Genomic DNA, 24,189 nt, shown 5'->3' with positions numbered 1-24,189 from the left:
CCGTGGCACTTGCTCGCCTCCCGGCCACGCGCACCCCACCGGCTCGAGCGCAGGTCCCGGCCGGCTGGCCACGACCGCTCTGACATGGCTCAGCGGTCGACGATCACCGGAATCAGCCCACGCACGGCGTTGCCGAGAAAGACTCCGGTCGACCGCTGCAAATCTTCGGCCCGGAGCACTCGCTCCACGGCCGCTCCCGAGTCGAGCAGGCTGCGGCGCAGGACTCCGGGCAGCAGACCGCAGTCAACCGGTGGAGTCAGGAGAGTTCCGTCTCGCTCGACAAAGACGTTGCTTCGCGCGCCCTCGCAGACCTCGCCGCGAGCGTTCAGTAAGATTGCGTCGAAGAGCTCCGGCTCCCTCGCCAGAGTCGCCAGGATCGAGTCGTAGCGGGCACGTGCCGTCGTCTTTGGGGAGCAACAGGTAATCGTCGGCGGACAACACCTCGCCGGCCAGCACGGCACGTTGCGGGGCGGCCAAGAATTCCGTGCACCAGCCATCGGTCAGATCAGCTGGACGGTCGGACTCACTCGCCGGCAGGAGCGCCGCCCGGCGACAAGGACTACGCCGGGCGGCGCTTCAGGAAGTATTCGAAGACCCTGTTCGTTTCGGCGCTGGAGAGCAACTCGTTCCCGGTCTGCCGAGCGAAAGCCTTGAAATCCCGGACCGAGCCGGGGTCGGTCGCCAGGACGTGCAACACCTCTCCAGGGGCCATTTCGGACAACGCCTTCTTGGTGCGCAGAATCGGCAGCGGGCAGTTGAGCCCCCTGACGTCGAGTTCTCGGTCGAAATGCATCGTCTGATCCAGAAGAAACGAAGGGCGTAATTCTAAACGCCATTCCGCTTCTGCTTCGCTTCTTCGGCCTGCAGCCTGCGGAATTCACGTAGTCGGGCGTCCACTGCCGACTGCTCGAAGAAGTTGCCGTCGGTCGACTGCTGGGCGAATTGCAGTTGCTCGATCGCCGGAGCGAGTTGACCCTGCAGGAAGTAGTACTCGGCCTGGGCACGATGCTGCGACAGACGCTTGCCGGTCGCCGCAAAGGTCTTCGCCTGATACCCGTAGAGCTTATAGTCGGAGGAGTACGCCTGAAGCTGCGTCTCCAGCAGCTTCAGTGCCTGATCGTACTGCCTCGCTGCGAGGAGCGCTTCCGCATAGCCATAAGCGAGCGCTCTGGAATCCGGGTAACGCTGAAGCCCGGCACGATAGATCACTGCGGCACCTTGTGGATCGGCGGCCTGCATCCGGATCGCCGCAGCCAGCGACGGAATCATCGGCGACGAGATCCTGAGCGCGCCAAGCGCGTCGAACTCGCGCTGCGCTGCCGGCACATTGTTGGCCCGGAGCAGTGAGTATGCAAGGCCATAGCGCGTCGCCGCTTCCGACAAGTACTTCCGCTCACGGAGTTGCCGTGCGAACTCGCTGACCGACTCCTGCGCCGGGCTCCCCTGTGCGCGCAGGCGGGCGCGGACGAGCTGGAAATCGACGCTGTCGGCCACCTGGCGGTAGGGGCCAGTCTCTGCCCGGTTCTGCAGGTCGGACAGGCGTTCGATGGTCAGCGGGTGCGAGCGCATGTACACCGGTGCGTTGTTGTCGTAGAGCCTGCCGGCCTGCTGCATCCGAGCAAAGAAGTCGGCCATCCCGTGGCCATCGTAGCCGGCTTGGGTCAACGCCTGGTAACCAACCCGATCCGCCTCGCGTTCGAAGTCCCTGCTGTAGGCCAACTGCGCCTGAACCGAACCCGCCTGCGCAGAAGCGATCGCGGCGCTGGCCACCTGGGAATTGGCGCGCGCTGCCAGAACACCGACGGCCATGGCGATCATCGTGGCGATCGAACTCTGCTTCTCGCGTGCGACCTGCCGGGCGAGGTGATTCTGGATGACGTGCGCGATCTCGTGGGCCAGCACACCGGCAAGCTCGGACTCGGCCTGAGCGACCAGGATCGTCCCGGTGTTCACGCCAATGAACCCGCCGAACATCGCGAAGGCGTTGATCGTCGGGTCGCGGATCAGGAAGAAGGTGCACTCGGCCGTTGGACTCGCGCTCGCCGCCACGAGCCGACTGCCGAGCCGATTGAGATAGTCCAGCGAATCAGGGTCGTCAACGTAGCTCGGCTCGCGCAGACGGATCTCGTTGAAGATCCGCTCACCAATCTTGCGTTCGATCTGCGGCGAGAGGTCGGAACGCGCGACGTCGCCGAGTTCGGGTAACTCGTCAGCCGCAACACACGGACAAATGGACACGAGAGCCGCGACGAGCAGCGTCACGACGGCACAACTTCTTCTGATCAAGGGCCCTCCGGAATAACGCCCAGCCACTCCATCGTTGTCACCAGACGACGTCGAGCAAGCCGACAGGCCGGCGCGAACGGTCGTCGACGCCCAGCGCGGCGGCAGCGGCAACAAGACGCGCTGACCGCCCCAAGGCGACGCCGCGCAGCAGACCAGGTGGCAAGCTACAGGGATGATATGATACGCAGCGTCGCTCGCGCCGACTGTGACCAAGCGTTACCGGCCGTAAGCGAATGAATGGAGATTGTATCGGCATCCAGCCTGCATTCAGAGGTTCTGAATGAGTCGACTGCGTGGCCAATCTGCGGTGTTGCTCACTCACCGCCCCCCACGGCCGGCGGTGCGCAGCATGCTGCGCGAAACCGCATTCCGCCCTCGCCTATCGGCCTGATCTGTCTCGTCACTCGCTCCACGAGGAAAATGAGGGGATCCTCCGCGTCCCCGGGCATCTCGGCCCGCTCGCGACGATTTGTTCACAACTTCTCAGGGCGCCCATCCGGGAAGTCTCGATGTCCTCCACTCCCCTCACCCACTTCGACTCAAATGGTCGAGCGCAGATGGTCGACGTGAGCACCAAGGCGGAGACGCACCGGATCGCTCGGGCCGCCGGCTGGATAGCGATGCAGCCGGAAACCCTCGCCCGGATCGTCGAGGGCACATCGGGCAAGGGCGACGTTCTCGGCGTCGCGAGGATCGCCGCGATCCAGGCCGCGAAACGCACGGCCGACCTGATCCCCCTCTGCCACGACTTGCCGCTGACCAGGATCTCCATCGATTTCGAGATCGACCCGGGTCTGAACCGGGTGCGTTGTCTGACCTCGGCCGAATGTGTCGGACGCAGCGGAGTTGAAATGGAGGCGCTCTGCGCAGCGAGCGTGGGCCTGCTGACCATCTACGACATGTGCAAGGCGGCCGATCGGGGCATGACGATCGGAGAAATCCGGCTCATCGAAAAGGCCGGCGGGAAATCGGGGCACTGGAAAGCGGCCTGAAGGCCAACGAAGGAATTGTCGCGGAAACACCGCGCTGCCCGGGGCGGGCGAGCACGCGGCGCTCGCTTCCGGTAGCGACACGCGAGGTGACGACCCCACCGATACCGCGCGTCGCAGACTGCACGGACATGCAGCGAGTCTGCGGCGCTTGCGCACCCGACGGCAATCGGCCAAACCGCTTGCCAACCTGCGCGCCGGCCGCCAAAAAAAAACCCGCCAACGGCGGGTCCCTGGGGCACACCCGAGGGTGTCAGGTGCGCGAAATGTTCGAAGCCTGCTTGCCCTTCGGGCCTTGCGTCACGTCGAAGGAGACCTTTTCCCCCTCCTTCAGGGTCTTGAAGCCGCCCATGCTGATCGCCGAAAAATGAGCGAAAAGATCCTCGCTGCCATCGTCCGGAGTAATGAAGCCGAAACCCTTGGCGTCGTTGAACCACTTGACCGTACCAGTTGCCATATTACCACTTCCTTGATAAAAAGACCCGAACCGGGCATCGCCCGACATCATTCATGCAGCCAGTTCAACAATATCCGAGACGAGATTCCGCACCTGCGGAACCGCCCCCCAACGGCATGGACCCAGCGCATGCCGGCTTTTTACGCTATGTGGGGCTGGGGCGTCAAGCATTTTCGTCGATCGGGGCCGAGCGACCAGCCGCCTGCGCCTGAAGACCGCCGTCTCCGGGCCGCAAGTGGGCTTGCGCATCCGCTTAGACTGTTTAGAATTGATCCATGGCAACGAAGCACCAAGACAGTTCCCTGCTCGAAGCGAAACGTTCGAAGGCAGCCCCACCTCCGCTCTACAAGGTTCTGTTGCTCAACGACGATTTCACACCGATGGACTTCGTGATCATCGTCCTGCAGCGCTTCTTCGGGATGGATCGGGAACACGCGACCCGAATCATGCTCAAGGTTCATACCGAGGGGCGCGGGGTGTGCGGCGTGTACACTCGTGACGTCGCGGCCACCAAGGTGGAACAGGTGACCAGCTTCGCCCGCAGCAACCAGCACCCGCTGGCCTGCGTCATGGAGGAAAACTGAAATGATCGCGCAGGAACTCGAAGTCAGCTTGCACATGGCTTTTGTCGAGGCACGCCAGAAACGGCACGAATTCATTACCGTCGAGCATCTGCTCCTGGCGCTGCTCGACAATCCCTCGGCAGCCGAAGCCCTGCGCGCCTGCGGCGCCAATCTCGAACAGTTGCGCAAGGATCTCCTGCGCTTCATCGCCGAGCACACCCCCTCCGTCGCCGGCGATGACGAGATCGACACCCAGCCGACGCTTGGTTTTCAGCGGGTCATCCAGCGGGCTATCCTGCACGTTCAGTCGTCGGGCAGAAAGGAAGTCAATGGAGCCAATGTCCTCGTAGCCATCTTTGGCGAGAAGGATTCGCACGCCGTGTACTATCTGCAGAAGCAGGGCGTGACACGCCTCGACGTGGTCAATTTCATATCGCACGGGATCAGCAAGGTTCCCCAGAACGCGCCACGTAGCGAGCCCGAGCCAGAACACGACGCCGAACAGCAGGCAGCGGCAGGTCCGCTCGAAAGCTACACGATCAACCTCAACGCGCTCGCCCTGCAGGGCAAGATCGACCCGCTGATCGGTCGCGAACGCGAACTCGAACGGGTCATCCAGACGCTCTGCAGGCGACGCAAGAACAATCCGCTGCTGGTCGGTGAGGCGGGCGTCGGAAAGACGGCGATCGCCGAGGGACTGGCGAGAAGGATCGTCGAATGCGACATTCCCGAGATACTCGCCAAGGCCAACATCTACTGCCTCGACATGGGCTCTCTGCTCGCCGGAACCAAGTATCGCGGGGACTTCGAGCAACGCCTCAAGGGCGTACTCAAGCAACTCAGCGACAACCCTCAGGCCATTCTGTTCATCGACGAGATTCATACGCTGATCGGTGCGGGCTCGGCGTCCGGGGGTACGCTCGACGCGTCCAATCTGCTCAAGCCGGCGCTCTCGACCGGGCAGCTCAAGTGCATCGGCGCGACGACCTACAACGAATATCGCGGAATCTTCGAGAAGGATCACGCCCTGTCGCGGCGTTTCCAGAAGATCGACGTCAGTGAGCCGTCGAGCGCCGAGGCCGTCGAGATCCTCAAGGGCCTCAAGTCGCGCTTCGAGGCGCATCACGGAATCAAGTACTCGGGCGCCGCGCTGACCTCGGCCGTAGAGCTGTCAGTCCGCTTCATCACCGACCGGCACCTTCCCGACAAGGCCATCGACGTGATCGACGAAGCAGGCGCCGCGCAGCGGATCCTGCCGAAGTCGAAGCAGAAGAAGCTCATCGGCAAGATCGACATCGAGGAGATTGTCGCCAAGATCGCACGCATCCCGTCGACTCACGTCTCGTCGGACGACCGGACGGCCCTGAAGAATCTCGACCGAGATCTCAAGGCGGTCGTCTTCGGTCAGGATGCGGCCATCGAAGCCCTGACCCGCGCGATCAGGATGGCGCGCTCCGGATTGGGCAACCCGGCCAAACCGATCGGCAGCTTCCTCTTCTCGGGACCGACCGGAGTCGGCAAGACCGAAGTGGCCCGACAGCTCGCCTACTGCCTGGGCAACGAACTGGTGCGGTTCGACATGTCGGAGTACATGGAGCGTCACGCCGTGTCGCGGCTGATCGGCGCACCGCCCGGCTACGTGGGCTTCGACCAGGGCGGACTGCTCACCGAAGCGATCACCAAGAAGCCGTACAGCGTCCTTCTGCTCGACGAGATCGAGAAGGCCCATCCGGACATCTACAATATCCTCCTGCAGGTCATGGATCATGGAACGTTGACCGACAACAACGGACGCAAGGCGGACTTCCGCAATGTGCTGATCATCATGACGACGAATGCAGGACAGGAGGCCATCCAGAAGGCGACGATGGGCTTCACGCCGTCGCGCCAGCCCGGCGACGAGATGGTCGAGATTCGCCGGCTCTTCTCGCCCGAGTTCCGCAACCGCCTCGATGCGACGATCTCGTTCAGGCCGCTCGACCACGAGGTCATCCTCCGGGTAGTCGACAAGTTCCTGATGCAACTCGAAGTCCAGCTCAACGAGAAGAAGGTCGAGGCCATCTTCACCGCCCGACTCAAGGAACATCTCGCGCTCAAGGGCTTCGACCCGCTGATGGGTGCACGTCCAATGGCCCGCCTCATTCAAGATACGATACGCGCCTCACTGGCCGACGAGCTGCTCTTTGGCCGGCTGGCCAACGGCGGTCACGTCACCGTCGACCTCGACGAGGAGAACAAGGTCCGGCTGCTCTTCGAGGAAGAGCCGGAGACCGTGGTCTGAAGCGCGGCGACGGCATCGCGGTGGGCCGACCGGAAGGCACGGCTCGGGTCAGCCAAAGGCTTTTCTGCAGGCAATGGCCGTGGGCGATCGAAGGGCACACCGATCGCCCTCTGCCGCTGCTTCCTGCCGGCCGCGGCGAACCTGCCAGGGGCGGCAGTGAGTCGCCGCGCCCCGCCTGTTGGCCAGGCAGATCGTCTACGAGCTCGGAGAACGCCCTGACTGGGGGCCTCGTGTTACCCGAACGACCTTGCCACGTTTCGCCTCTCGGCCGGTCCGCTGAAACGGGCTCGCCAGTCACCAAACCCGAACAGGTCGCCTTTCGGCGCACGGCGTGCGTGCCCGACCAGGACCTTGCCCGGTACCTCCCCACCGGAATATGGCAGGCTTCCGTCCAGAGGGCATGACTCCCAGCTACTGCCAACGGAGGCCATCACGATGAGATTCAAGACAACCGACCTGCTCGACAACAGCGAACCCGGCATACTGGAGGGGCGCGTACGTGTTGTTGACCCGATGTTCCAGAGCTACGGAGGGCGTCCATGTTTCGCCGGGCGCATCGTCACGCTCAAGCTCTTCGAAGACAACACGCTGGTTCGCCAGGCCCTTGGCGAGGACGGAACGAGCAAGGTTCTGGTCATCGACGGGGGCGGGTCCCGACGCTGCGCTCTGGTCGGCGATCAACTCGCTCTGCTCGCGCACAGGAACGGCTGGGAGGGCATCGTGGTCTATGGATGCATCCGCGATTCCCAGGAGACAGGCCGCGTCGACCTCGGCCTGTGCGCCCTTGCAACGCATCCGCTGAAGAGCATCAAGAGGGGCGTTGGTGATCGCGATCTCCCGGTCACTTTCGGGGGTGTCACTTTCAGGCCCGGCGAATGGATCTATGTCGACAGCGACGGCGTGGTGGTCAGCGACCAACCGTTGAACTGAGTGCTGACCAGGATATCGTCGTCCTCACGCAGGTGAGGGTCGTGCAAACCCGCATCCGGAAGAACTCGTCGTTCGGCACCGATCGACAGGCAACGGCGGACCAGTCGGCCACTCTCGCAGGTTCCGTGGGGAGCGCACGGAGGCACGCCTCAAGGCACGGTACCCGCCGGCGACGGCACGAGACCACGGCTGCGGTGGCTCTTCGGGTCGGCAATTGCGTCCGGTTTTCCGGATCCACCACGGCGGCAGGCCCCTCTCCCGACAGGCCGGCTGATCGGGAACGGCAACAGCACACTGGTCCGCACGACGTGAGAGTTCCGGCACGCCCCGCGACTTGCCGCTGGCGACCGAAGGCGATTGCACGGTACGCGAATTGACCGTGACCCGGATAGGCATGATACTTCGCCTCCACCTACGCTATTCCGATTCGGAGACGAGCCTTGAACTCTGCCCAAGACCTGCTTAGAGCGATTCGCAGCGGCTGCCTGCAGGACGTTCAGGCCGTCCTCGACGCTGGCGCTCCCGTCGAATTCCACGATGGACAGGGCGACCCTGGCCTGCCGCTGGGCGTCGCCTGCTTCATGGGCTTCACCGACATCGTCCGCGAACTCGTCCGCCGCGGCGCTTCGGTCAACCGCCCGGACAACTCCCAGCCCACGTCTCCCCTGTCGATGGCCATCCGGGGCAAGCGCACCGATGTCGTCAAGGTGCTGATCGAACTGGGAGCGGATGTGCCACCGGAGATGATCACCGGCTTGAGCGACCAGGAGCTGATGCTCGCGCGCTGGAAATGGCAAAGCGTCACGGCCAATGTGGCGGCGGTTGCCGAGCCCGACGTCGAGGAAATCGAGATGATCCGCTGTTACGGAACCGATACGGCGGTGCTCGACGCCGACATGATCCGCGCAGCACGAGAAATGGAGAAGAAATAGCCGGCTTCAGGGCAGAGTGAGACTCGTCACGCGGGCCGGGACTTGCCCATCGGCCACTCTGCCGGGCTCGCCCCAGGACGCGCGAGAAGGCAAGCGTCGCCCCGGCGCTGGGCGGGCCCGCTCAAGAAGACGTTCTGTAGGTCTTTGTTTTCATGCCGGACAATTGCCACCACTGGTGGCGGTTGGGTTGCTCTCAGTCGCCGCCATGCGGCGCTGCGAATCCGCGCCAGGGGTACCACCTCGATGCGCTTCGCGTCCTGCCTGACGGCGATTTCGCGCAGAATCCGTTCCCCCCACCCACCTGCCTTCGCCACGTCCCTATCGTGCGTGCCTCGCCCCCGACCCATCAAGGCATTTGCGGACGGCACACTAGCTTGCCTCGACCTTCGGATCGCGGCTGAGCAGTTTCTCGACCGCCAGAGCCGACGGCTCGCCATGACTGAGGATGGCATCGACCGCCTGGGTGATCGGCATGTCCACCCCGATGGCCAGCGAGAGGCGCGCCACCTCTCGAGTCGTGCCGACCCCTTCAGCAACGTGTCCGAGCTCATCGAGAATCTGCGGCAGCGTCCGGCCAGCGCCCAGAGCCAGACCGACGCGGCGGTTTCGCGAGAGGTCACCGGTGCAGGTCAGAATCAGGTCGCCGATTCCTGCCAGCCCCATGAACGTCTGGGAGTGGGCTCCGAGCGCAACACCGAAGCGCGTGATCTCGGCCAGCCCGCGGGTGATCAACGCCGCACGCGCGTTCAGGCCCAATCCCAGACCGTCGCAGATACCGGTGGCGATGGCCATGATGTTCTTGACGCCTCCGCCAACCTCGACACCCACCAGATCGTCGTTGGCGTAGATCCGCAGCCTCGAACTGTGCAAGGCAAGTGCCGTCCGATGCCCGAAACCCGGATCGCTGGCGGCCAGAGCGACCGCTGCCGGCAGGCCGCTGGCCACCTCTTCCGCAAAGCTTGGGCCGGAGAGGGCTCCGTACGGCGTATCCTGCCCGATCTCCTCGGCAACGACCTGGTGGGGCAGTTTGCCGGTCTCCGCCTCGAGACCCTTGCACAGCCAGATCAGCGGCCTGAGCAGCCCATCATCGCGCAACCGGCGAACGGTCGGACGCAAGCCCGAGAGAGGCGTCGCAACGATCAGCAGGTCCGCGTCGACGACTGCGCCCTCCAGTTCTTCGCCGATCATCAGCGCATCCGGAAAGCGATGTCCCGGCAGAAGACGCCGGTTCTCGCGGTCTACTCGCAAGGCTTGGCGAACCTCGGGCCTCCTCGCCCAGAGCGTGACCCGGTGGCGGCCACTCAACGCAATCGACAGCCCTGTGCCCCATGCCCCGGCACCAATCACCGCCAGTTTCATGTCCGTCTAAAAACCCCAAACCTCGGTGGCACGAACAAAGCCGGACTGTCCATCGCGATGACGCACCTTCACCCAGCCACCGGGCACCGTTTCGAGGTAATCCAATGACACGTTCTTTTCTGCCTCGAAAGCCAGAGCCGAAGTCGCTTCGGGGCTCTGCCGGACCTGGGCCCGGGCGCTGGTGACGATCACCGACCGCCGCTTGTCGAGATGCCGCGCCTCGATCCACGCCAGCCCGCCGTCGGCATCCCGCACCTTCGACCAGCCCTCGAGATTGACGACCAGCTCGACGGGTGTGCCGCGCCGGACGACGAACAGCTTGCTGCCCTTCTGGGAAGGCGCGTCGTAAAGCACGGCGGGCACTTCCACCGTGCGATACTCGATGGCCAGCACGGGATGGGCCAGCGCCAGAGCGAGCAGCAATACCGTCCGCTGAGCCATCACCGGCTAGTGGGCAGCTGCCTGGGCGGCAGCGGCATCCTGCGCCGCCTGCTGCTGCTGCAGGCGAGACATGTACAGCGCCTCGAAGTTCACCGGCTGAACGATCATCGGCGGAAAGCCCGCGCGCGTCACTGCGTCGGAGATCACTTCCCTGGCATAGGGGAAAAGGATGTTCGGACAGGCGATCGAGAGCAAGGGATCGAGGTTCTCGTCCGGGACATTCTGGACCCGGAAGATTCCCGCCTGCCCCACCTCGACGAGAAACACCGTCTTCTCTTCGATCTTCGACGTGACGGTAGTCGTCAATGTCACCTCGAACAGGCCCTCGCCAAGGCTCTGCGTACCCGTCTGCAACTGGATCCCGACCTTCGGAGCCTCGCGTTCGAGGAAGATCTGCGGCGCGTTGGGCACCTCCACCGAGAGATCCTTGATATACAGCTTTTCGATGGCAAAGATGGGGTTTTCTTGTTCGCTCATGAGCTTTTCCTGGTAGTCAGGGATGGGAAAGAAATACGCTGGGGTTGCGCTACGACGGCTCAGAGGTTGTGAATGAATCGACTGCGCGGCCAATCTGCGCTGTTGCTCACTCGCTCACTCCTCGCCTATGGATCTGATATCCCTGGTCATTCGCTTCGCTCGCGCCGGACATGTCGGCCTGCTCGTGACGACCTCTTCACAAGCTCTCAGGCGCCTTCCGGCGTGAGCAGCGTGCAAAGCTTGCCTGAACGATCGAGGGCGACCAGGTCGTCGGCTCCGCCGACATGGGTGTCGCCGATGTAAATCTGAGGAACGGTTCGCCGGCCGGTTCGCTCGACCATCTCGATGCGCCGTTCCGGTTCGAGGTCCACGCGAATCTTCTCGATCTCGGCGACCCCGCGCGCGCGCAGCAGCTTTTCGGCCCGGATGCAGAACGGGCAAACCGCCGTCGTATACATCAGGACACGTGGTGCGAAGCTCACCTGCGCGCACCCTTCCTGAGCGGAAGACCCGCTTCTGACCACGCGGCGACGCCTCCGTCGAGCGTATGGACGCGGGAAAAGCCCAGCTTGACGAGCTTCGCGCAGGCGGCCGACGAACGCGCACCCGACTGGCAGACGAGGATCAGCGGCCTGTCCCGAAATGTCTCGAGTTCACCGGCACGTTCCTCGATCGAGCCCGCGGGGATGTTCCGTGAGTCGCAGAGGTGTCCGGCGACGTACTCGTTGGGCTCGCGAATGTCGATCAGCTGGGCGTTCTCACGATTGATCAGCATCGTCGCTTCAGTGGGACTGACGGCGCGCGCGCCGCCCGGTCTCCGGAACGACAGAACGAGGAACAGGCTGCCGCTGACCACGGCGACGGCCACGAGGAGGATGTTCTGCTGAATGAATTCCAAATCCCGGCTCCAAAGATGATCGATCGGGCCACAAGCAGCCCGGCCCGGCGCAGTCGCCGCCAGCCGCAACAACCCTAGTCGCCGCAGAACACTTCGCGCATCATGCTGATCAGCTGCAGTGTCCGTGCGTCGCCGACACGATAGTAGACGCGGTTGGCCTCCTTGCGCGCGATGAGCACTCCCTTTTCGCGAAGAATCGCCAGGTGCTGGGAGATGTTGCTCTGCGAGGTACCAACCGCTTCGACGATCTCCTGCACACACGCATCCTGATCGCCAATCACGCAGAGGATCTTGAGACGCAGCGGATGGGATATCGACTTCAGCGCCCGCGCGGCCTGTTCGATGTGCTCCTGTCTGTCGATGATGCTGGTCCGGATCGGCACGCTGCGCCAGCTTCCGCGTTTGGCATATAATCCGCGATTATAGAGTAAAACTTGGGGTCAAGCGTCGATCATCCGCCAGGCTGTCGACCGTTGGCTGGCGACCCGCCGGTGCGGATCCCTCGGGGTCCGAGCAAGGTATTGATCAGATTCACCGAACAGCCCCCGGAGGCTATCTCGCAGAACCGGCGCCCTTTCGCTGCACTCGAGTTCGCGGGGCGCGGTTCGGGCGAACGCTGCGCCAAGGGAAGCCGGCCATCGGCGCACGCGCCGGCGAAGTGGTCGAGGCTGCGGAGCGATCCCGAACCGTCAGCAGGTCGGGGCGAGAGGACGGCCGGCCTCCCGCGCGCGATGCTCGCCCTGCTCCTGGCGATCGGCGTCGCTGCACCAGGCTGGCCAGCGAGTGTCGGAGCACCCGCGAAGAACCACGACAGCGCATCGTCGAGCCAGGTCGCCGCGCGGCAGAGCGACCTCAATTCGCTGCGCGCGCAGATCGCCACGCTGCGTCGGGAGATGGCCGCAACCGAAGGCTCGCGGCGCACGGCCGCGGATCAGTTGCAGGAGGTCGAGCAGAGCATCTCGACGACCCAACGCGAACTGCACGAACTGAACGTGCAGATCGTCCAGCGCCAATCCGCGATCCGCGAACTCGGCAGACAAGCGCGCGACCTCGAGGAGAAACTCGGCGCGCAGCAGGCTCTCCTCGAGAGGCTCCTTTACCGCCAGTACCTGCGCGGCAACCCCGATCCGTTGCGTCTGTTCCTCAACGGCGAAGACCCGAATCAGCTGGCCCGCGACCTCTACTACCTCGAGGCGATCGGCCGGTCACGGAGCCGGATCCTCGACGACATCGATTCGGCGCTGAAGAGCAAGCAGGCGCTAGTCCGGGAAACGCACCGGCAAGGCGAAGAGCTGACGGCGATCGAGGCCCGCCAGAAGGCCGACCATGCCCGCCTGCTGGTCCAGCGCGAAGAGCGCCAGGCAGTCCTCGCCAGGATCTCCGACCAAATCTCCGCCCAGCGGAGGGAGATCGGCAGCCTCCAGAAGGACGAGCGACGACTCGCCGAACTCGTCAGCCGCCTGTCGAAACTGATCGCCAGCACAAGCGCCGTGAGCCGTGAGCCACGCCGCGACGCACCCCGGCGCGACTCCGCGGCCTCCGGAGCGGCGGCGGAAACCAAGGGCTTGGAACCAGCGCGACCGGAACGCGAGAGCCGGCCGACAGCGCCTTCGGAAACTGACGAGCCGCCAGCCGACCACGCGCCAGCCGGCGCTTCAGCCAGTCTCGCGAAGCTCAGAGGTCAGTTACGGCTGCCGGCCCGGGGCTCGATCAGCAACCGCTTTGGCTCCCAGCGCCAGGAAGGCGGTACCTGGAAGGGGCTCTTCATCCTCGCCAGCGCCGGCAGTGAGGTACGCAGCATTGCCGGGGGCCGGGTCGTTTTTGCCGAATGGATGCGCGGCTTCGGCAATCTGCTGATCGTCGACCACGGGAGCAGCTACCTTTCGATCTATGCCAACAACGACGCGCTGCTCAAACAGGTTGGCGACACCGTACGCACCGGAGAAGCCATCGCCACCGTCGGCAACAGCGGTGGCAATCCGGAATCCGGTTTATACTTCGAGCTTCGTCACCAGGGAAAACCGCTTGATCCGATGGCCTGGGTCGGCGCGAAATGAGGTGCGTACGGGAGCAAGACAGATGGGTATCTTGAGACAGGCTGGTCTGGTCGGCGCAGGAATGCTCGGTGGCATACTGGTCAGCCTGCAGTTCTCGGCGATCGCCGACAAGGAGACACGAGCCAGCCTGCCGGTCGAAGAACTGCGCACCTTCGCCGAGGTCTTCAACGCCATCAAGAGCGGCTACGTCGAGCCGGTCGAGGACAAGAAGCTGATCACGCACGCGATCAGCGGCATGCTCTCCAACCTCGATCCGCACTCGAGCTATCTCGACGCCGACGCCTTCAAGGACCTCCAGGTCGGCACGCAGGGCGAGTTCGGCGGGATCGGCATCGAGGTCGGCATGGAAGACGGGCTGGTCAAGGTCGTCTCGCCGATCGAGGACACACCCGCCTACCGGGCCGGGATCAAGCCGGGCGACCTGATCTTCAAGATCGACGACACGCTGGTCAAGGGCCTGACGCTCTCCGAAGCGGTGAAGCGCATGCGCGGCAAGCCCAAGTCGCAGATCCGGCTGTCGATCATTCGCAAGGGCGAAGCCAGGCCGATCGAGATAACTCTGGTCCGCGAAGTCATCAAGGTCCAGAGCGTCAAGTCGAAGCTCGTCGAGGACGGCTACGGCTATCTGCGCATCACCTCCTTCCAGGAAAACACCGGATCGGCGGTCGTCAAGCATCTCAACGACCTGTACAAGGCGGGGCCGCTCAAGGGGCTCGTCCTCGATTTGCGCAACGACCCTGGGGGCCTGCTCAACAGTGCGGTCGGGGTATCGGCCGCATTCCTGCCGCCAGGCACACTGGTGACCTCGACCGACGGCAGGACCGCCGACGCCAAGCACCGTTTCTTTGCCAACCCGAGCGACTACCTGCGCGGCAGCAAGGACGACTACCTCCAGCATCTGCCGCCGGACGCGCGCAGCGTACCGCTGGTCGTCCTGGTCAATGGGGGTTCCGCGTCGGCTTCGGAAATCGTTGCCGGAGCGCTGCAGGATCACAAGCGTGCCGTCGTCCTCGGCACGACGACCTTTGGCAAGGGTTCGGTGCAGACGGTCCTGCCGTTGCCGGGCAATACGGCGATCAAGCTGACCACTGCCCGCTACTTCACGCCTTCCGGGCGCTCGATTCAGGCGAAGGGGATCGTGCCGGACATCGTCGTCGAAGAGAACGCCGATGGCAGCTCGACTGAACACCTGCGCGAAGCAAATCTCGAGCATCATCTGGACAACAACAAGGAGGCGGTCGCCCCGACCGGAAAGGAAGCAACGCCGAAACCTCTCTCCCGCCCGCCTGCCAAACCCAAGAACGGCACGCCCAAGGATGAAGGCGATGAGCCAGGGGAAGTGCCGACGCGCGAACTGGCGTCGAAGAAGGACTACCAATTCACGCAGGCGCTGAATCTGCTGAAGGGGATGCAGATCATGAAGAGCGCCCGGTAGCTGCGGCTCGCGGCGAAAAAGTGAAGAGGCCGGCAGCCAGCGTTCAGACACCGATCCGGAAGCAGCGGAGCATTCTCTTCGCGAAGTTTCCACCGGGACAGTCGCCGCAGGCCTGCGCCTTTCTGTCAAGCGTCGACCATCTCGAAGTCGCACCCCGCGAGCAGCCTAGAACGATCGGCGTTGCCTACGACCTTCACGATCATTGCCTCGAGGAAATCGAGGACCGGCTCGAGGACCAGGGTTATCATCTGGACAACACTCTGCTCAGCAAGATGGTGCGCGCGCTGATCTACTACGTCGAGGAGACCGAGCTGCACAACCTGGGTGCTCCGCGGCGGCCACTCAAGCGCTCGCAATCGGAGGCCTACACGCACGCCTGGGAGCGGCACCCACACGGCGACCACGACGACACGCCGCCGGAGTGGCGAGAGTACAAGTAGCGCGCGTCCGATGAACGACGGACAGTTGCTGCGCTACAGTCGGCACATCCTGCTCGAGGAAATCGGCATCGTGGGCCAGCAGCGCCTCGTCGACGGCAGGGCGCTGGTCATCGGCGCTGGCGGGCTCGGGTCGCCCGCCGCGCTCTATCTCGCTTCTGCGGGAGTCGGACGGCTCACGGTCGCCGACGGCGATACGGTCGACCTCACCAACCTGCAGCGCCAGATACTCCATACCGACCAGCGCGTCGGCCAGCCCAAGGCTCAGTCGGCCCGAATCGCGCTCAATGGCGTCAATCCTGAGGTCCGCGTCCGCGAGGTCGCCAGCCGTGTGGCCGGCGACGAGCTCGCCGAGCTGGTCGCCGACGCCGACGTCGTCCTCGACTGTTCCGACAACTTCGCTACGCGGCATGCCGTCAATCGCGCTTGCGTCGAGCGACGCAAGCCGCTGGTTTCAGGAGCGGCGATCGGCTTCGCCGGCCAGCTCGCGGTCTTCGACAGCCGGCGCGCCGACGCGCCGTGCTATCACTGCCTGTTTCCGGAAGGCGAAGACGTCGAGGAGATTCGTTGCGCGGTGATGGGCGTCTTCGCTCCGCTCACCGGAATCATCGGTTCAATGCAGGCGGCCGAAGCGATCAAGCTGCTCGTCGGCTGTGGCGAGGTCTCCGAGGGACGCCTCTGGCTACTCGACGGGCTGGCCATGGAGTGGCGCAGCGTCAGATTCGCACGGGATCCGCGCTGCCCGGTCTGCGTGACCGGTCCGGCTGACTGAAGCGAGCCAGCAGCCGGAGGTCCGGGCCGAGCAAGCGCAGGTCACGAATCGCCAGCGCCCGGCGGTTGGCCAGTGAATCGAGCGGCGGCAAATCGAACATCCCGCGCGCAGCATCGCCGAGCAGACAGGGTGCCAGGTAAAGAAGCAGTTCGTCGACCAGGCCTGCTTCGAGCAGCGCGCCGCTCAGCCGCAAACCCGCTTCGACGTGTACTTCGTTGACCGCCCGCCGTGCGAGTTCGCCGAGCAACGAGGGCAGGTGGACGCGGCCGTCGGGCCCCGGGAGCACGATGACTTCGGCCCCTCGCCGGGCGAGCGCCGCGCGTCGTTCAGGGTCGTCGATGGCGCTGGCAATCAGCACCTGGCCGTCGCCGAACAGTCGGGCGTCGATCGGCGTAGCCAGGCGGCTGTCGACGACGACCTTGAGCGGCTGGAGCAACCCTCCGACCAGTTCCTCTTCAAGGCCACGCACATTGAGCTGCGGATCATCATCGCGAACCGTTCCGATGCCGGTGAGGATCGCGCAGGCCCGCGCCCGCCAGCGGTGCGCGTCGCGCCGCGCCGCCGGTCCGGTCAGCCACTGGCTGGTCCCATCGTCCAGCGCCGTCTTGCCGTCCAGGCTGGCGGCGAGCTTCACGCGCAGCCACGGCCTCGCGCGAGTCATCCGCGCGACGAAGCCGACATTGAGTTCCTCCGCCTCGACGCCCAACAGGCCGCATTCGGCCGTCACCCCGGCCTCGCTCAGCATCGCCAGCCCGCTGCCCGCGACCAGCGGGTTCGGATCCTCCATCGCCGCGACGACTCTGGTGATCCCTGCGCCGAGCAGCGCCTCCGCGCAAGGCGGAGTCCGACCGTGGTGACTGCACGGCTCGAGAGTCACATAGGCGGTTGCGTGCCTCGATCTCTGCCCCGCTGCACGCAGCGCATTGATCTCGGCATGCTCGGCGCCGGCACGCTGATGCCAGCCCTCGCCGACGATTTCGCCATCGTTGACGATCACGCAGCCGACCCGCGGATTGGGACGCGTGCTGTACAGGCCGCGCTCGGCCAGATGCAGCGCATGCGCCATGAACCGGTGATCGACCGCGCTGAACGTCCCCGTCATCAGCGGCCCGACTGCGCCGGATGAGACACCTCGCGGATCACCTTCGAGAACTCGTCGACGTCCTCGAAATTGCGATAGACCGATGCGAAGCGGACGTAAGCCACTTTGTCGAGCTTTTTCAGTTCGCGCATGACCATCTCGCCAACCCTTGCCGAAGCGACCTCCCGTTCACCGAGAGCGAGTAGCCTTTCCTCGATCCGCGATACGGCGGCTTCGACGGCCTCGCCACTCACCGGCCGCTTGCGCAGCGCAAGACACAGGCTCGCGGCAAGCTTGTCGCGGTCGAAATCGACTCGCGAACCGTTCTTCTTGACCACCTGCGGCATGCGTAGTTCGGCACGCTCGAAGGTCGTGAAGCGCTTGTCGCACTTCAGGCAGCGGCGGCGGCGGCGGACGATGTCGCCTTCGTCATTGACGCGAGTATCGGCGACCGCCGTCTCGTCGGCACCGCAGAACGGACACCTCACGCTGCCGGACCATAGACGGGAAACTTCCTGCACAGCGCGGAGACTTCGCCACGCACGCGCTGCAGAACTTTCTCGTCGCCCGGTGCGTCGAGAACATCGGCGATCAGATGGCCGACCTGCTCGGACTCGATCTCGGTAAACCCGCGAGTGGTCATCGCCGGCGAGCCGATGCGGATCCCCGAAGTCACGAAAGGCTTCTGCGGGTCCTTGGGAATCGCGTTCTTGTTGACCGTGATATGCGCCGCACCGAGCGCCGCCTCGGCTTCCTTGCCGGTGATGCTCTTGGCGCGCAGGTCGACGAGAAAGACGTGCGACTCGGTCCGGCCGGAAACGATGCGCAGTCCCCTGCCCTCGGAGAGCACCCGCGACATGACCCGCGCGTTGGCGAGGACCTGTTCCTGATAGTGCCGGAAGGCCGGACTCTGCGCCTCCTTGAAGGACACCGCCTTGGCCGCGATCACGTGCATCAGCGGGCCCCCCTGCAGGCCGGGGAAAACTGCCGAGTTGATCGCCTTCTCGTGTTCGGCCTTCATCAGGATCACCCCGCCGCGCGGACCGCGCAACGTCTTGTGCGTCGTCGACGTCACTACGTCAGCATGCGGCACCGGGTTCGGGTAGCATCCCGCGGCGATCAGCCCGGCGTAGTGGGCCATATCGACCATGAAGATCGCTCCGACCTCCCTGGCCACCTGCGCGAAGCGTTCAAAGTCGATACGCAGGGCGTAGGCCGAAGCGCCGGCAATCAGGATGCGCGGTCGGTGCCGACGCGCCAGCGCTTCCATCGCCTCGTAATCGATCGCCTCATGAGCGTCGAGGCCGTAGGCGACGACGTTGAACCACTTGCCCGACATGTTCAGCGGCATGCCGTGCGTCAGGTGGCCCCCTTCGGCAAGACTCATGCCCATGATCGTGTCGCCCGGCTTGGCAAAAGCCATGAGCACCGCCTGATTGGCCTGTGACCCCGAGTTCGGCTGGACGTTGGCCGCTTCGGCCCCGAACAGCTTCTTCAGACGGTCGATGGCCAACTGCTCGACGACATCGACGTGCTCGCAGCCCCCGTAGTAACGCTTTCCGGGATAGCCTTCGGCATACTTGTTGGTCAACTGCGAACCCTGGGCAGCCATCACTGCGTGGCTGACGTAGTTCTCCGAAGCAATCAGCTCGATGTGCTCCTCCTGGCGCCGATTCTCGTTGTCGATGGCCTGCCAGACCTTCGGATCCACTTTCGCCAGATTGTCTTTCGCGGAAAACATCTTGTGCCTCACCAGCCCTGTAAATGGCGAGATTCTAGCACGAGGCGTCCTTCTGCCCGTCAGAACACGGGACACGGCGGCACCGCCTTGCCGCGAGCAGGCGGTAGAGGTCCACATTGCGCTCAGCTTTCCCCGTGGCCGTCGCCAACGCCGTATTCGTCGTCGAGCCGGTTCATGTAGCGCGCGTAGCACCAGATGATCGCCAGATAGACCAGCGGCGCCCCCTGCGCGCCCATGTAGAAGCCCAACGGGAGGCCGAACAGAGTGACCGCCGAAAGCTCGCGGGCGAAGTAGCTGACCACGAAGGTGACCACGAACCAGAGCGTCAGCAGCAGTGCCGTCACCCTGAGGTTGCGCTTCCAGTACTCGCGTTGCCTGACACTCAGCTTCATCGACACCTCCGCGGGCGATCCCGGTCGCCTGCGCACCGACCCCTGACCTGCGGTGGGTCGCGCAGGGCGTGCACCGGACCGACCGCTGGCCACCAGTTCAGGGGCTTCGTGTCGTCCCGGAGACCCGCTATGGATAACGGACGCTCTCGACGAACTCCTGCGTGGCCTGACTCGGGGGCTTGCCGAGCAGGCTGACCAGGATGATCGTCACGAAGCCGACGGCAACCCCCCAGATTCCGGCCGACGTCGACTGGATTCCCAACCAGGGCTTCATCCCGATCCCCTCTAGGCCAAGCCAGGGGATCGACTCGACATGCAGCCGAAGCATGTAGTAGACGGTGACCAGCAGACCGGCCACCATCCCCCAGACTGCTCCCGACGGGGTCGCTCTCTTCCAGAAGACGCCGAGGATCAGTGCCGGAAACAACGCCGCACCAGCCAGCGAGAAAGCCCAGGCGACCATCAACAGGATCGTCCCCGGCTTGACGGCAGCAGCGCTGGCGGCGAGCACGGCGACGGCCAGGAGCAGCGACTTGGAAACTACGAGACGCCACTGGGTCGTCGCCCCAGGACGCAGCACCTTGTAGTAGAGATCGTGCGACAGTGCGCTGGCGATGGTCAGCAGGAGCCCATCGGCGGTCGACAGCGCCGCGGCGAGTGCCCCTGCAGCGACCAGGCCCGAGATGACGTAGGGAAGCCCGGCGATCTCCGGCGTGGCAAGAAGGATCACGTCCGGGTTGAGCGCCAGTTCGGCGAGTTGCAGGAGACCGTCGCCGTTGATGTCCTCGATCGACACCATCCCCGCCTTTCCCCACGAACTGATCCACGTCGGCAACTGGGCGATCGACGAACCGACGACGCTCGAATAGATTTCGTACTTGGCGAAGGCCGCATAGGCCGGAGCGGTCAGATAGAGGACGAGGATGAACAGCAGGGACCAGAATACCGAGCTGCGCGCCTCGCCAACGCTCGGTGTCGTGTAGTAGCGAATCAGCACGTGCGGCAGAGCTGCGGTGCCGACCATCAGGCAGAAAACCAGGCTCAGGAAATTGTCGCGCGCGGTCTCGTTGACCGCATCGCCCGCCCCGGGGTAGGCGGTCAGATGATGCGCTGGTTCTTCGCCGCGCTGGGCCGCCTGGCGCATCAGACGCTGCCAGTAGCCCTGCGCCTCGGCGGTCGTCCGGGGCAGATCGCGCCGCTCGCGTTCGAGGGCCATCACGTCACGCATCTGGGCATTGCCGTTCTTCATTTCGTCGATCCGCTCGCTCAGCCGATGCATCTCGTCGTCGAGCGATTCGGGAAGCGCGGCGATGCGCTCGTGATAGCTTTCCGCGCGCTCGCGGAACAACCGCCGCGCCTCGATCTCGGCCGGGTCGGCAAAGATGCGCTGTTCGAGCGCGTCGACCCGCTGCAGGACCTGCCCGTAGGTCAGCTGGGGCAGCGGAACGCCAGTCACCTGATACGAAAGGATGGTCACCGGAACCAGATAGGCGACGATCAGGATCGCGTACTGGGCAACCTGCGTCCAGGTCACTGCGCGCATGCCGCCGAGGAACGAACAGACGAGTATGCCGGCAAGACCGACGAAAACACTGGCCTCGAACTGCAGGCCGACGAAGCGGCTGGTGATCAGGCCAACTGCGTAAATCTGCGCGACGACATAGACGAAGGAAGCCAGAACCGTGGCGAACAGACCGACGATCCGCGCCCGGTTTCCGCCGTAGCGGGCGGCGAGAAAGTCGGGAATCGTATACTCGCCGAAGCGACGCAGATACGGTGCCAGGAGCAGCGCGACGAGCACGTAGCCACCCGTCCACCCCATCACATACGCCAGGCCCTGGTACCCGGAAAGATAGAGGGCACCGGCGAGACCCATGAACGACGCCGAGCTCATCCAGTCGGCACCGGTGGCCATGCCGTTGAACACGGCCGGAACCTTGCGTCCGGCGACGTAGTACTCGGTGACGCTGGCTGTCCGCGCGAGGATGCCGATCGTCGCGTAGAGGAAGATGGTCAGCATCAGGAACGAATAGCCGATCCAGCGCGGCGGCATGCCGTGCCGTTCGAGCACGGCCAGCAGCAGCACCAGCAGAAAGAAACCGACGGTGTAGGACGCGTAATAGCGACGCAAGGAAACCGTGTAGTCGGACATGGCCAGTGGCCTGATCAGGCGCTCTGGTGCATGTGGCGCCTCGCCCTTTCGAGATCGAGCAGACTGGCTGGCGTCTCGAAGCCTTTGCGCGCCGCGCGAGCCAGCGCCACCTGGAGCAGTTGGGCCATCGCGAAGGCGTCCGAGAGCGCATCGTGTCGCCGGATCACGTCGATCCCGAAATGCGCCAGCCAGGCATCGAGGCCGCCCGCCGGCTCTACATCGCGAAAGAGGTCGGGCATCAGCCAGGCGAGATCGATCCACGGCAGTCCGAGATCGACGCCGAGCGACCTGGCGAGAATGCCTTCGACCGCCGGCGCGACCAGCGGCACGTTGTACGAGACCAGCGGGGCCTTGCCGATGAACCTGATCAGGGCAACCAGCGCATCGCTAGCCCCAATCCCGCCCGACTCCTCACCTGCGCGACGCTCCGTCTGCCCACCCGCTGCAGGCGCACGCCTCTCGGGATCGACCAGGGTGACCTCGAAGGCATCGCGAAAGTCTATGCGACCGTCGACGACGGCGACCGCAGCGACCGCCGCCGGAGCTTCGGCAGGCGCGCTGCCGAGAGACGCCTCGACGTCGACGAGCACGTAACGACAGCGATAGTGCGAACGACGAAGGTCGGCGGCCGGCAGCTGCTGCCAGGCGGCTACCGCCTGCTGCTGCCCCGAGGTCAGCGCCTGCAGCTGCGCCGAATGGCCGGGGAAGAGTCGCGAGAACCAGGTCATCGTTCAGAGCTGGTAGTCGAGCCTGAGTCGCGCCTGGAGCTTGCGCGCCTGGCGAAAAGCCTCCTTGAGGATTCGCCGTTCGATTTCGTTGAGCTCGTCTGGCCGAACGAAGTTGTCACCAGCCCGGCCGTGCTCCTGCTCGAAATGTTGATGACGGAGGCGCAACAGCTGGATGAAGTTGAATCCTTCGAGAGTCGCCGCCATGTCCTCGCGACTGATGTTCATCAGCGCCCCGGCACGCTTCAGCCGCTGGACGGTATTGGTCGCTTCGACCTCGTTGGCCAGCGCAAAGACTCGCGCCGCATCGGTGAACAGCCTCACCCCGAACTTCTTGAGGTCGATCGTGCCCGGGTGATCGGGGTCGGCACCGGTCACGAAGTCGCGGATCCGGCCCAGTGGCGGCGACACGCCGATGGCGTTCTGCGCGAGCATGCGCAGGAACAGCGGACTGTTCCGCGTCTGCCGGAAGAGTGCGAGGCGCAGCCGGTGGGCGAGGTTGAAACGGCCATGCAGTGGCCGGAAATCGAAAAAGATCGTCGCGTTGAGCAACGCCTGTGGTTCCGGCGTGCGCACCCACTGCATGAACTTTTCTTCCCACTCCTCGAGCGTCAGACACAGATCCGGGTTGCTGGCCATGATGTTGCCCTTGCACAGCGGGAATCCGCAGCGGTCGAGGTCGGCATTGACGTCGCGCGCAAATTCGAGAAAGCGCAGCTGGGTCAACTCACGGTCCATGATGTCCGTGCACAGATAGACGATCCCGTTGTCCTGGTCGGTGACGAACGTCTGTTCGTCACGTCCCTCGGAGCCGAACGAAAGCCAGGCCCAGTCGATGCCGTAGAGGTCGTGTCGATCGAGATTCAGCTCGATGACCCGGCGCGTCACCGTATCGTTGAGCGTCGAGATGAACTGCGTGATTTCCTGGGCCCCGACGCCCTCGGCGAGCATGGTCAGCGACAGCTGGCGGACGTCTTCCCGGGCGTGCCGGAGAACTTCGACGGTCTCGGCTGCGTCGATCGCGTGGCGAATCTGACGCAACCCGGCCCCCTGCAGCCGGAACAGGTCGCGCTCGGAAACCACGCCGCACAGGCGCCCGCCGTCATCGACGGCGAGCACGTGACGGATGCCGTGCCTGGCCATCGCCAGTGCGGCGTCGTGCGCGTTGGCAGCGAGCGAAAGCGTCTGCGGAGCGGCGGTCATCACCGCCGCGATCGGCTGATCGAGCGAGATCCCGGGCAGGACGATGCGCTTGAGGACGTCGGAAAGCGTGAAGATCCCGACCGGCTGCCCGTCGGCGTCGACGACGACCATCGACCCGAGATGGCGCTCGGCCATCAGTTCGACAACCTGCCGTATGGTCGTTCCGGCTTGCACCGACACCGGCTCGCGCTTGACGATCGCGGCCAGCGGCGAGTTCATCGTCCGCTGTTCGGCCGCGCGCTGGGCGAGCTGCAACTGCAGCTGCTGCTGCGACTGTTTGAGCAACTCGGCGATGTGCTGGGTGCAGAACAGGTTGAAGACCGTGCTCTGGCGCGTCAGGGCAAAGAAGTCGTTCGCCGGCAGCTCGTAGCAGAAAACGTCCTCGCGAGCGACGTAGGTGCGTGCCGCCGGACGCTGAGCCATCAGCGCGCCGATCGCGAACATCTGGCCCGGACCGAGCGTGACCGTCGAATGCTCGCTGCCGCCCGTCTCGCCGCTGGCCCTGACGCGCACCTTGCCACGCTGGATGATGTGCAGGACCTGCGCCGTTCCCATCTCGCTGGCCAGGATCCTTGAGCCCT

26 protein-coding genes are annotated in these 24,189 nt (G+C 64.6%); 9 read left to right on the top strand and 17 right to left on the bottom strand.

Going from position 1 to position 24,189, the window contains the following annotated elements; genetic code table 11:
* Window positions 1-89: 89 nt before the first annotated feature.
* The 3 genes from NFW05_RS05165 to NFW05_RS05155 all read right to left on the bottom strand — a co-directional run bounded on the left by NFW05_RS05165 (window position 90) and on the right by NFW05_RS05155 (window position 2,286).
* Entirely contained in the window at window positions 90-497 is a 408-nt protein-coding gene (locus NFW05_RS05165) for an aminotransferase class IV (protein ID WP_295303223.1), read from the bottom strand.
* Window positions 498-559: 62 nt separating this feature from the next.
* The gene (locus tag NFW05_RS05160; protein ID WP_295303221.1) at window positions 560-793 is read right to left on the bottom strand and encodes a sulfurtransferase TusA family protein; all 234 of its coding nucleotides are present in this window, start codon (window positions 791-793) and stop codon (window positions 560-562) included.
* 32 nt (window positions 794-825) lie between these two features.
* Window positions 826-2,286, bottom strand: coding sequence for a M48 family metalloprotease (locus NFW05_RS05155; RefSeq protein ID WP_295303219.1), 1,461 nt, complete (start codon window positions 2,284-2,286; stop codon window positions 826-828).
* Between the two features lie 509 nt (window positions 2,287-2,795).
* Between NFW05_RS05155 and moaC the strand changes: the two genes are divergently transcribed.
* Window positions 2,796-3,278 (top strand): cyclic pyranopterin monophosphate synthase MoaC, encoded by a 483-nt coding sequence (gene moaC, locus NFW05_RS05150; protein ID WP_295303238.1) that lies wholly within the window; start codon window positions 2,796-2,798, stop codon window positions 3,276-3,278.
* 250 nt (window positions 3,279-3,528) lie between these two features.
* Here moaC and NFW05_RS05145 read toward each other — a convergent pair whose 3' ends face one another.
* Window positions 3,529-3,732 carry a cold-shock protein gene (locus NFW05_RS05145; RefSeq protein ID WP_295303217.1) on the bottom strand — a complete coding sequence of 68 codons (204 nt, stop codon included), beginning with the start codon at window positions 3,730-3,732 and terminating at the stop codon, window positions 3,529-3,531.
* 275 nt (window positions 3,733-4,007) lie between these two features.
* Here NFW05_RS05145 and clpS point away from each other — a divergent pair, with 275 nt between their 5' ends.
* The 4 genes from clpS (at window position 4,008) to NFW05_RS05125 (ending at window position 8,438) form a co-directional block, all read left to right on the top strand.
* On the top strand, window positions 4,008-4,316 hold the full coding sequence (gene clpS, locus NFW05_RS05140; protein ID WP_295303215.1) for an ATP-dependent Clp protease adapter ClpS: 309 nt from the start codon (window positions 4,008-4,010) through the stop codon (window positions 4,314-4,316).
* Between the two features lies 1 nt (window position 4,317).
* The gene (gene clpA / locus NFW05_RS05135) at window positions 4,318-6,576 is read left to right on the top strand and encodes an ATP-dependent Clp protease ATP-binding subunit ClpA (protein ID WP_295303213.1); all 2,259 of its coding nucleotides are present in this window, start codon (window positions 4,318-4,320) and stop codon (window positions 6,574-6,576) included.
* Between the two features lie 435 nt (window positions 6,577-7,011).
* A complete protein-coding gene (gene rraA, locus NFW05_RS05130; protein WP_295303210.1) occupies window positions 7,012-7,506 on the top strand; it encodes a ribonuclease E activity regulator RraA in 495 nt (164 codons plus the stop codon).
* Window positions 7,507-7,946: 440 nt separating this feature from the next.
* Window positions 7,947-8,438 carry an ankyrin repeat domain-containing protein gene (locus tag NFW05_RS05125; RefSeq protein ID WP_295303208.1) on the top strand — a complete coding sequence of 164 codons (492 nt, stop codon included), beginning with the start codon at window positions 7,947-7,949 and terminating at the stop codon, window positions 8,436-8,438.
* A 369-nt stretch (window positions 8,439-8,807) separates the two neighbouring features.
* Here NFW05_RS05125 and NFW05_RS05120 read toward each other — a convergent pair whose 3' ends face one another.
* The 6 genes from NFW05_RS05120 to NFW05_RS05095 form a co-directional block, all read right to left on the bottom strand.
* Window positions 8,808-9,797, bottom strand: a complete 990-nt coding sequence (locus tag NFW05_RS05120; RefSeq protein ID WP_295303206.1) for an NAD(P)H-dependent glycerol-3-phosphate dehydrogenase — start codon at window positions 9,795-9,797, stop codon at window positions 8,808-8,810.
* A 6-nt stretch (window positions 9,798-9,803) separates the two neighbouring features.
* A complete protein-coding gene (locus NFW05_RS05115) occupies window positions 9,804-10,238 on the bottom strand; it encodes an SH3 domain-containing protein (RefSeq protein ID WP_295303204.1) in 435 nt (144 codons plus the stop codon).
* A gap of 6 nt (window positions 10,239-10,244) precedes the next feature.
* Window positions 10,245-10,715 carry a protein-export chaperone SecB gene (gene secB, locus NFW05_RS05110; RefSeq protein WP_295303202.1) on the bottom strand — a complete coding sequence of 157 codons (471 nt, stop codon included), beginning with the start codon at window positions 10,713-10,715 and terminating at the stop codon, window positions 10,245-10,247.
* A 206-nt stretch (window positions 10,716-10,921) separates the two neighbouring features.
* A complete protein-coding gene (grxC, locus tag NFW05_RS05105; protein WP_295303236.1) occupies window positions 10,922-11,173 on the bottom strand; it encodes a glutaredoxin 3 in 252 nt (83 codons plus the stop codon).
* Between the two features lie 20 nt (window positions 11,174-11,193).
* Complete coding sequence (locus NFW05_RS05100; protein ID WP_295303201.1) at window positions 11,194-11,613, bottom strand: rhodanese-like domain-containing protein; 420 nt, start codon at window positions 11,611-11,613, stop codon at window positions 11,194-11,196.
* Between the two features lie 74 nt (window positions 11,614-11,687).
* The gene (locus NFW05_RS05095; RefSeq protein WP_295303199.1) at window positions 11,688-11,996 is read right to left on the bottom strand and encodes a metalloregulator ArsR/SmtB family transcription factor; all 309 of its coding nucleotides are present in this window, start codon (window positions 11,994-11,996) and stop codon (window positions 11,688-11,690) included.
* Window positions 11,997-12,344: 348 nt separating this feature from the next.
* Between NFW05_RS05095 and NFW05_RS05090 the strand changes: the two genes are divergently transcribed.
* Genes NFW05_RS05090 through moeB form a run of 4 tightly spaced genes read left to right on the top strand, consistent with a single transcriptional unit; the run spans window position 12,345 to window position 16,314 of the window.
* A complete protein-coding gene (locus tag NFW05_RS05090; protein ID WP_295303197.1) occupies window positions 12,345-13,670 on the top strand; it encodes a peptidoglycan DD-metalloendopeptidase family protein in 1,326 nt (441 codons plus the stop codon).
* A gap of 22 nt (window positions 13,671-13,692) precedes the next feature.
* Window positions 13,693-15,105: a S41 family peptidase gene (locus tag NFW05_RS05085; protein WP_295303195.1), complete on the top strand. Its 1,413-nt coding sequence runs from the start codon at window positions 13,693-13,695 to the stop codon at window positions 15,103-15,105.
* Between the two features lie 20 nt (window positions 15,106-15,125).
* A complete protein-coding gene (locus NFW05_RS05080) occupies window positions 15,126-15,545 on the top strand; it encodes a hypothetical protein (protein ID WP_295303193.1) in 420 nt (139 codons plus the stop codon).
* Window positions 15,546-15,555: 10 nt separating this feature from the next.
* Window positions 15,556-16,314, top strand: coding sequence for a molybdopterin-synthase adenylyltransferase MoeB (gene moeB / locus NFW05_RS05075; protein WP_295303191.1), 759 nt, complete (start codon window positions 15,556-15,558; stop codon window positions 16,312-16,314).
* On the opposite strand, the gene ribD is transcribed toward moeB, so the two are convergent.
* The 7 genes from ribD to NFW05_RS05040 all read right to left on the bottom strand — a co-directional run.
* The gene (ribD, locus tag NFW05_RS05070) at window positions 16,259-17,416 is read right to left on the bottom strand and encodes a bifunctional diaminohydroxyphosphoribosylaminopyrimidine deaminase/5-amino-6-(5-phosphoribosylamino)uracil reductase RibD (protein ID WP_295303189.1); all 1,158 of its coding nucleotides are present in this window, start codon (window positions 17,414-17,416) and stop codon (window positions 16,259-16,261) included. The genes moeB and ribD overlap by 56 nt on opposite strands.
* On the bottom strand, window positions 17,416-17,883 hold the full coding sequence (gene nrdR / locus NFW05_RS05065; RefSeq protein WP_295303187.1) for a transcriptional regulator NrdR: 468 nt from the start codon (window positions 17,881-17,883) through the stop codon (window positions 17,416-17,418). The genes ribD and nrdR overlap by 1 nt, the downstream gene beginning before the upstream one ends.
* Entirely contained in the window at window positions 17,880-19,136 is a 1,257-nt protein-coding gene (gene glyA, locus NFW05_RS05060) for a serine hydroxymethyltransferase (protein ID WP_295303185.1), read from the bottom strand. Before glyA ends, nrdR begins: the two co-directional genes overlap by 4 nt.
* Before the next feature lie 122 nt (window positions 19,137-19,258).
* The gene (locus NFW05_RS05055; RefSeq protein WP_295303183.1) at window positions 19,259-19,528 is read right to left on the bottom strand and encodes a DUF4212 domain-containing protein; all 270 of its coding nucleotides are present in this window, start codon (window positions 19,526-19,528) and stop codon (window positions 19,259-19,261) included.
* Window positions 19,529-19,655: 127 nt separating this feature from the next.
* Complete coding sequence (locus tag NFW05_RS05050; RefSeq protein WP_295303181.1) at window positions 19,656-21,680, bottom strand: sodium:solute symporter family protein; 2,025 nt, start codon at window positions 21,678-21,680, stop codon at window positions 19,656-19,658.
* 14 nt (window positions 21,681-21,694) lie between these two features.
* On the bottom strand, window positions 21,695-22,408 hold the full coding sequence (locus tag NFW05_RS05045) for a 3'-5' exonuclease (protein ID WP_295303179.1): 714 nt from the start codon (window positions 22,406-22,408) through the stop codon (window positions 21,695-21,697).
* A gap of 3 nt (window positions 22,409-22,411) precedes the next feature.
* The coding region (locus NFW05_RS05040) for a DUF294 nucleotidyltransferase-like domain-containing protein (RefSeq protein ID WP_295303177.1) at window positions 22,412-24,189 on the bottom strand (1,778 nt) is incomplete at its 5' end.

It is taken from the genome of Accumulibacter sp. (assembly GCF_023806625.1).
In the GTDB taxonomy this organism is placed as follows: Bacteria; Pseudomonadota; Gammaproteobacteria; order Burkholderiales; family Rhodocyclaceae; genus Accumulibacter.
Note: the sequence above shows the minus strand (reverse complement) of the source record. Positions and strands in the feature narration are given on the sequence as shown.

Coding starts and splice junctions, on each gene's coding strand:
- NFW05_RS05165 (WP_295303223.1), bottom strand. CDS start 497: ATGGCTGGTGCACGGAATTCTTGGCCGCCCCGCAACGTGCCGTGCTGG.
- NFW05_RS05160 (WP_295303221.1), bottom strand. CDS start 793: ATGCATTTCGACCGAGAACTCGACGTCAGGGGGCTCAACTGCCCGCTG.
- moaC (WP_295303238.1), top strand. CDS start 2,796: ATGTCCTCCACTCCCCTCACCCACTTCGACTCAAATGGTCGAGCGCAG.
- NFW05_RS05145 (WP_295303217.1), bottom strand. CDS start 3,732: ATGGCAACTGGTACGGTCAAGTGGTTCAACGACGCCAAGGGTTTCGGC.
- clpS (WP_295303215.1), top strand. CDS start 4,008: ATGGCAACGAAGCACCAAGACAGTTCCCTGCTCGAAGCGAAACGTTCG.
- clpA (WP_295303213.1), top strand. CDS start 4,318: ATGATCGCGCAGGAACTCGAAGTCAGCTTGCACATGGCTTTTGTCGAG.
- rraA (WP_295303210.1), top strand. CDS start 7,012: ATGAGATTCAAGACAACCGACCTGCTCGACAACAGCGAACCCGGCATA.
- NFW05_RS05120 (WP_295303206.1), bottom strand. CDS start 9,797: ATGAAACTGGCGGTGATTGGTGCCGGGGCATGGGGCACAGGGCTGTCG.
- NFW05_RS05115 (WP_295303204.1), bottom strand. CDS start 10,238: ATGGCTCAGCGGACGGTATTGCTGCTCGCTCTGGCGCTGGCCCATCCC.
- secB (WP_295303202.1), bottom strand. CDS start 10,715: ATGAGCGAACAAGAAAACCCCATCTTTGCCATCGAAAAGCTGTATATC.
- grxC (WP_295303236.1), bottom strand. CDS start 11,173: ATGTATACGACGGCGGTTTGCCCGTTCTGCATCCGGGCCGAAAAGCTG.
- NFW05_RS05090 (WP_295303197.1), top strand. CDS start 12,345: ATGCTCGCCCTGCTCCTGGCGATCGGCGTCGCTGCACCAGGCTGGCCA.
- NFW05_RS05085 (WP_295303195.1), top strand. CDS start 13,693: ATGGGTATCTTGAGACAGGCTGGTCTGGTCGGCGCAGGAATGCTCGGT.
- moeB (WP_295303191.1), top strand. CDS start 15,556: ATGAACGACGGACAGTTGCTGCGCTACAGTCGGCACATCCTGCTCGAG.
- ribD (WP_295303189.1), bottom strand. CDS start 17,416: ATGACGGGGACGTTCAGCGCGGTCGATCACCGGTTCATGGCGCATGCG.
- glyA (WP_295303185.1), bottom strand. CDS start 19,136: ATGTTTTCCGCGAAAGACAATCTGGCGAAAGTGGATCCGAAGGTCTGG.
- NFW05_RS05055 (WP_295303183.1), bottom strand. CDS start 19,528: ATGAAGCTGAGTGTCAGGCAACGCGAGTACTGGAAGCGCAACCTCAGG.
- NFW05_RS05050 (WP_295303181.1), bottom strand. CDS start 21,680: ATGTCCGACTACACGGTTTCCTTGCGTCGCTATTACGCGTCCTACACC.
- NFW05_RS05045 (WP_295303179.1), bottom strand. CDS start 22,408: ATGACCTGGTTCTCGCGACTCTTCCCCGGCCATTCGGCGCAGCTGCAG.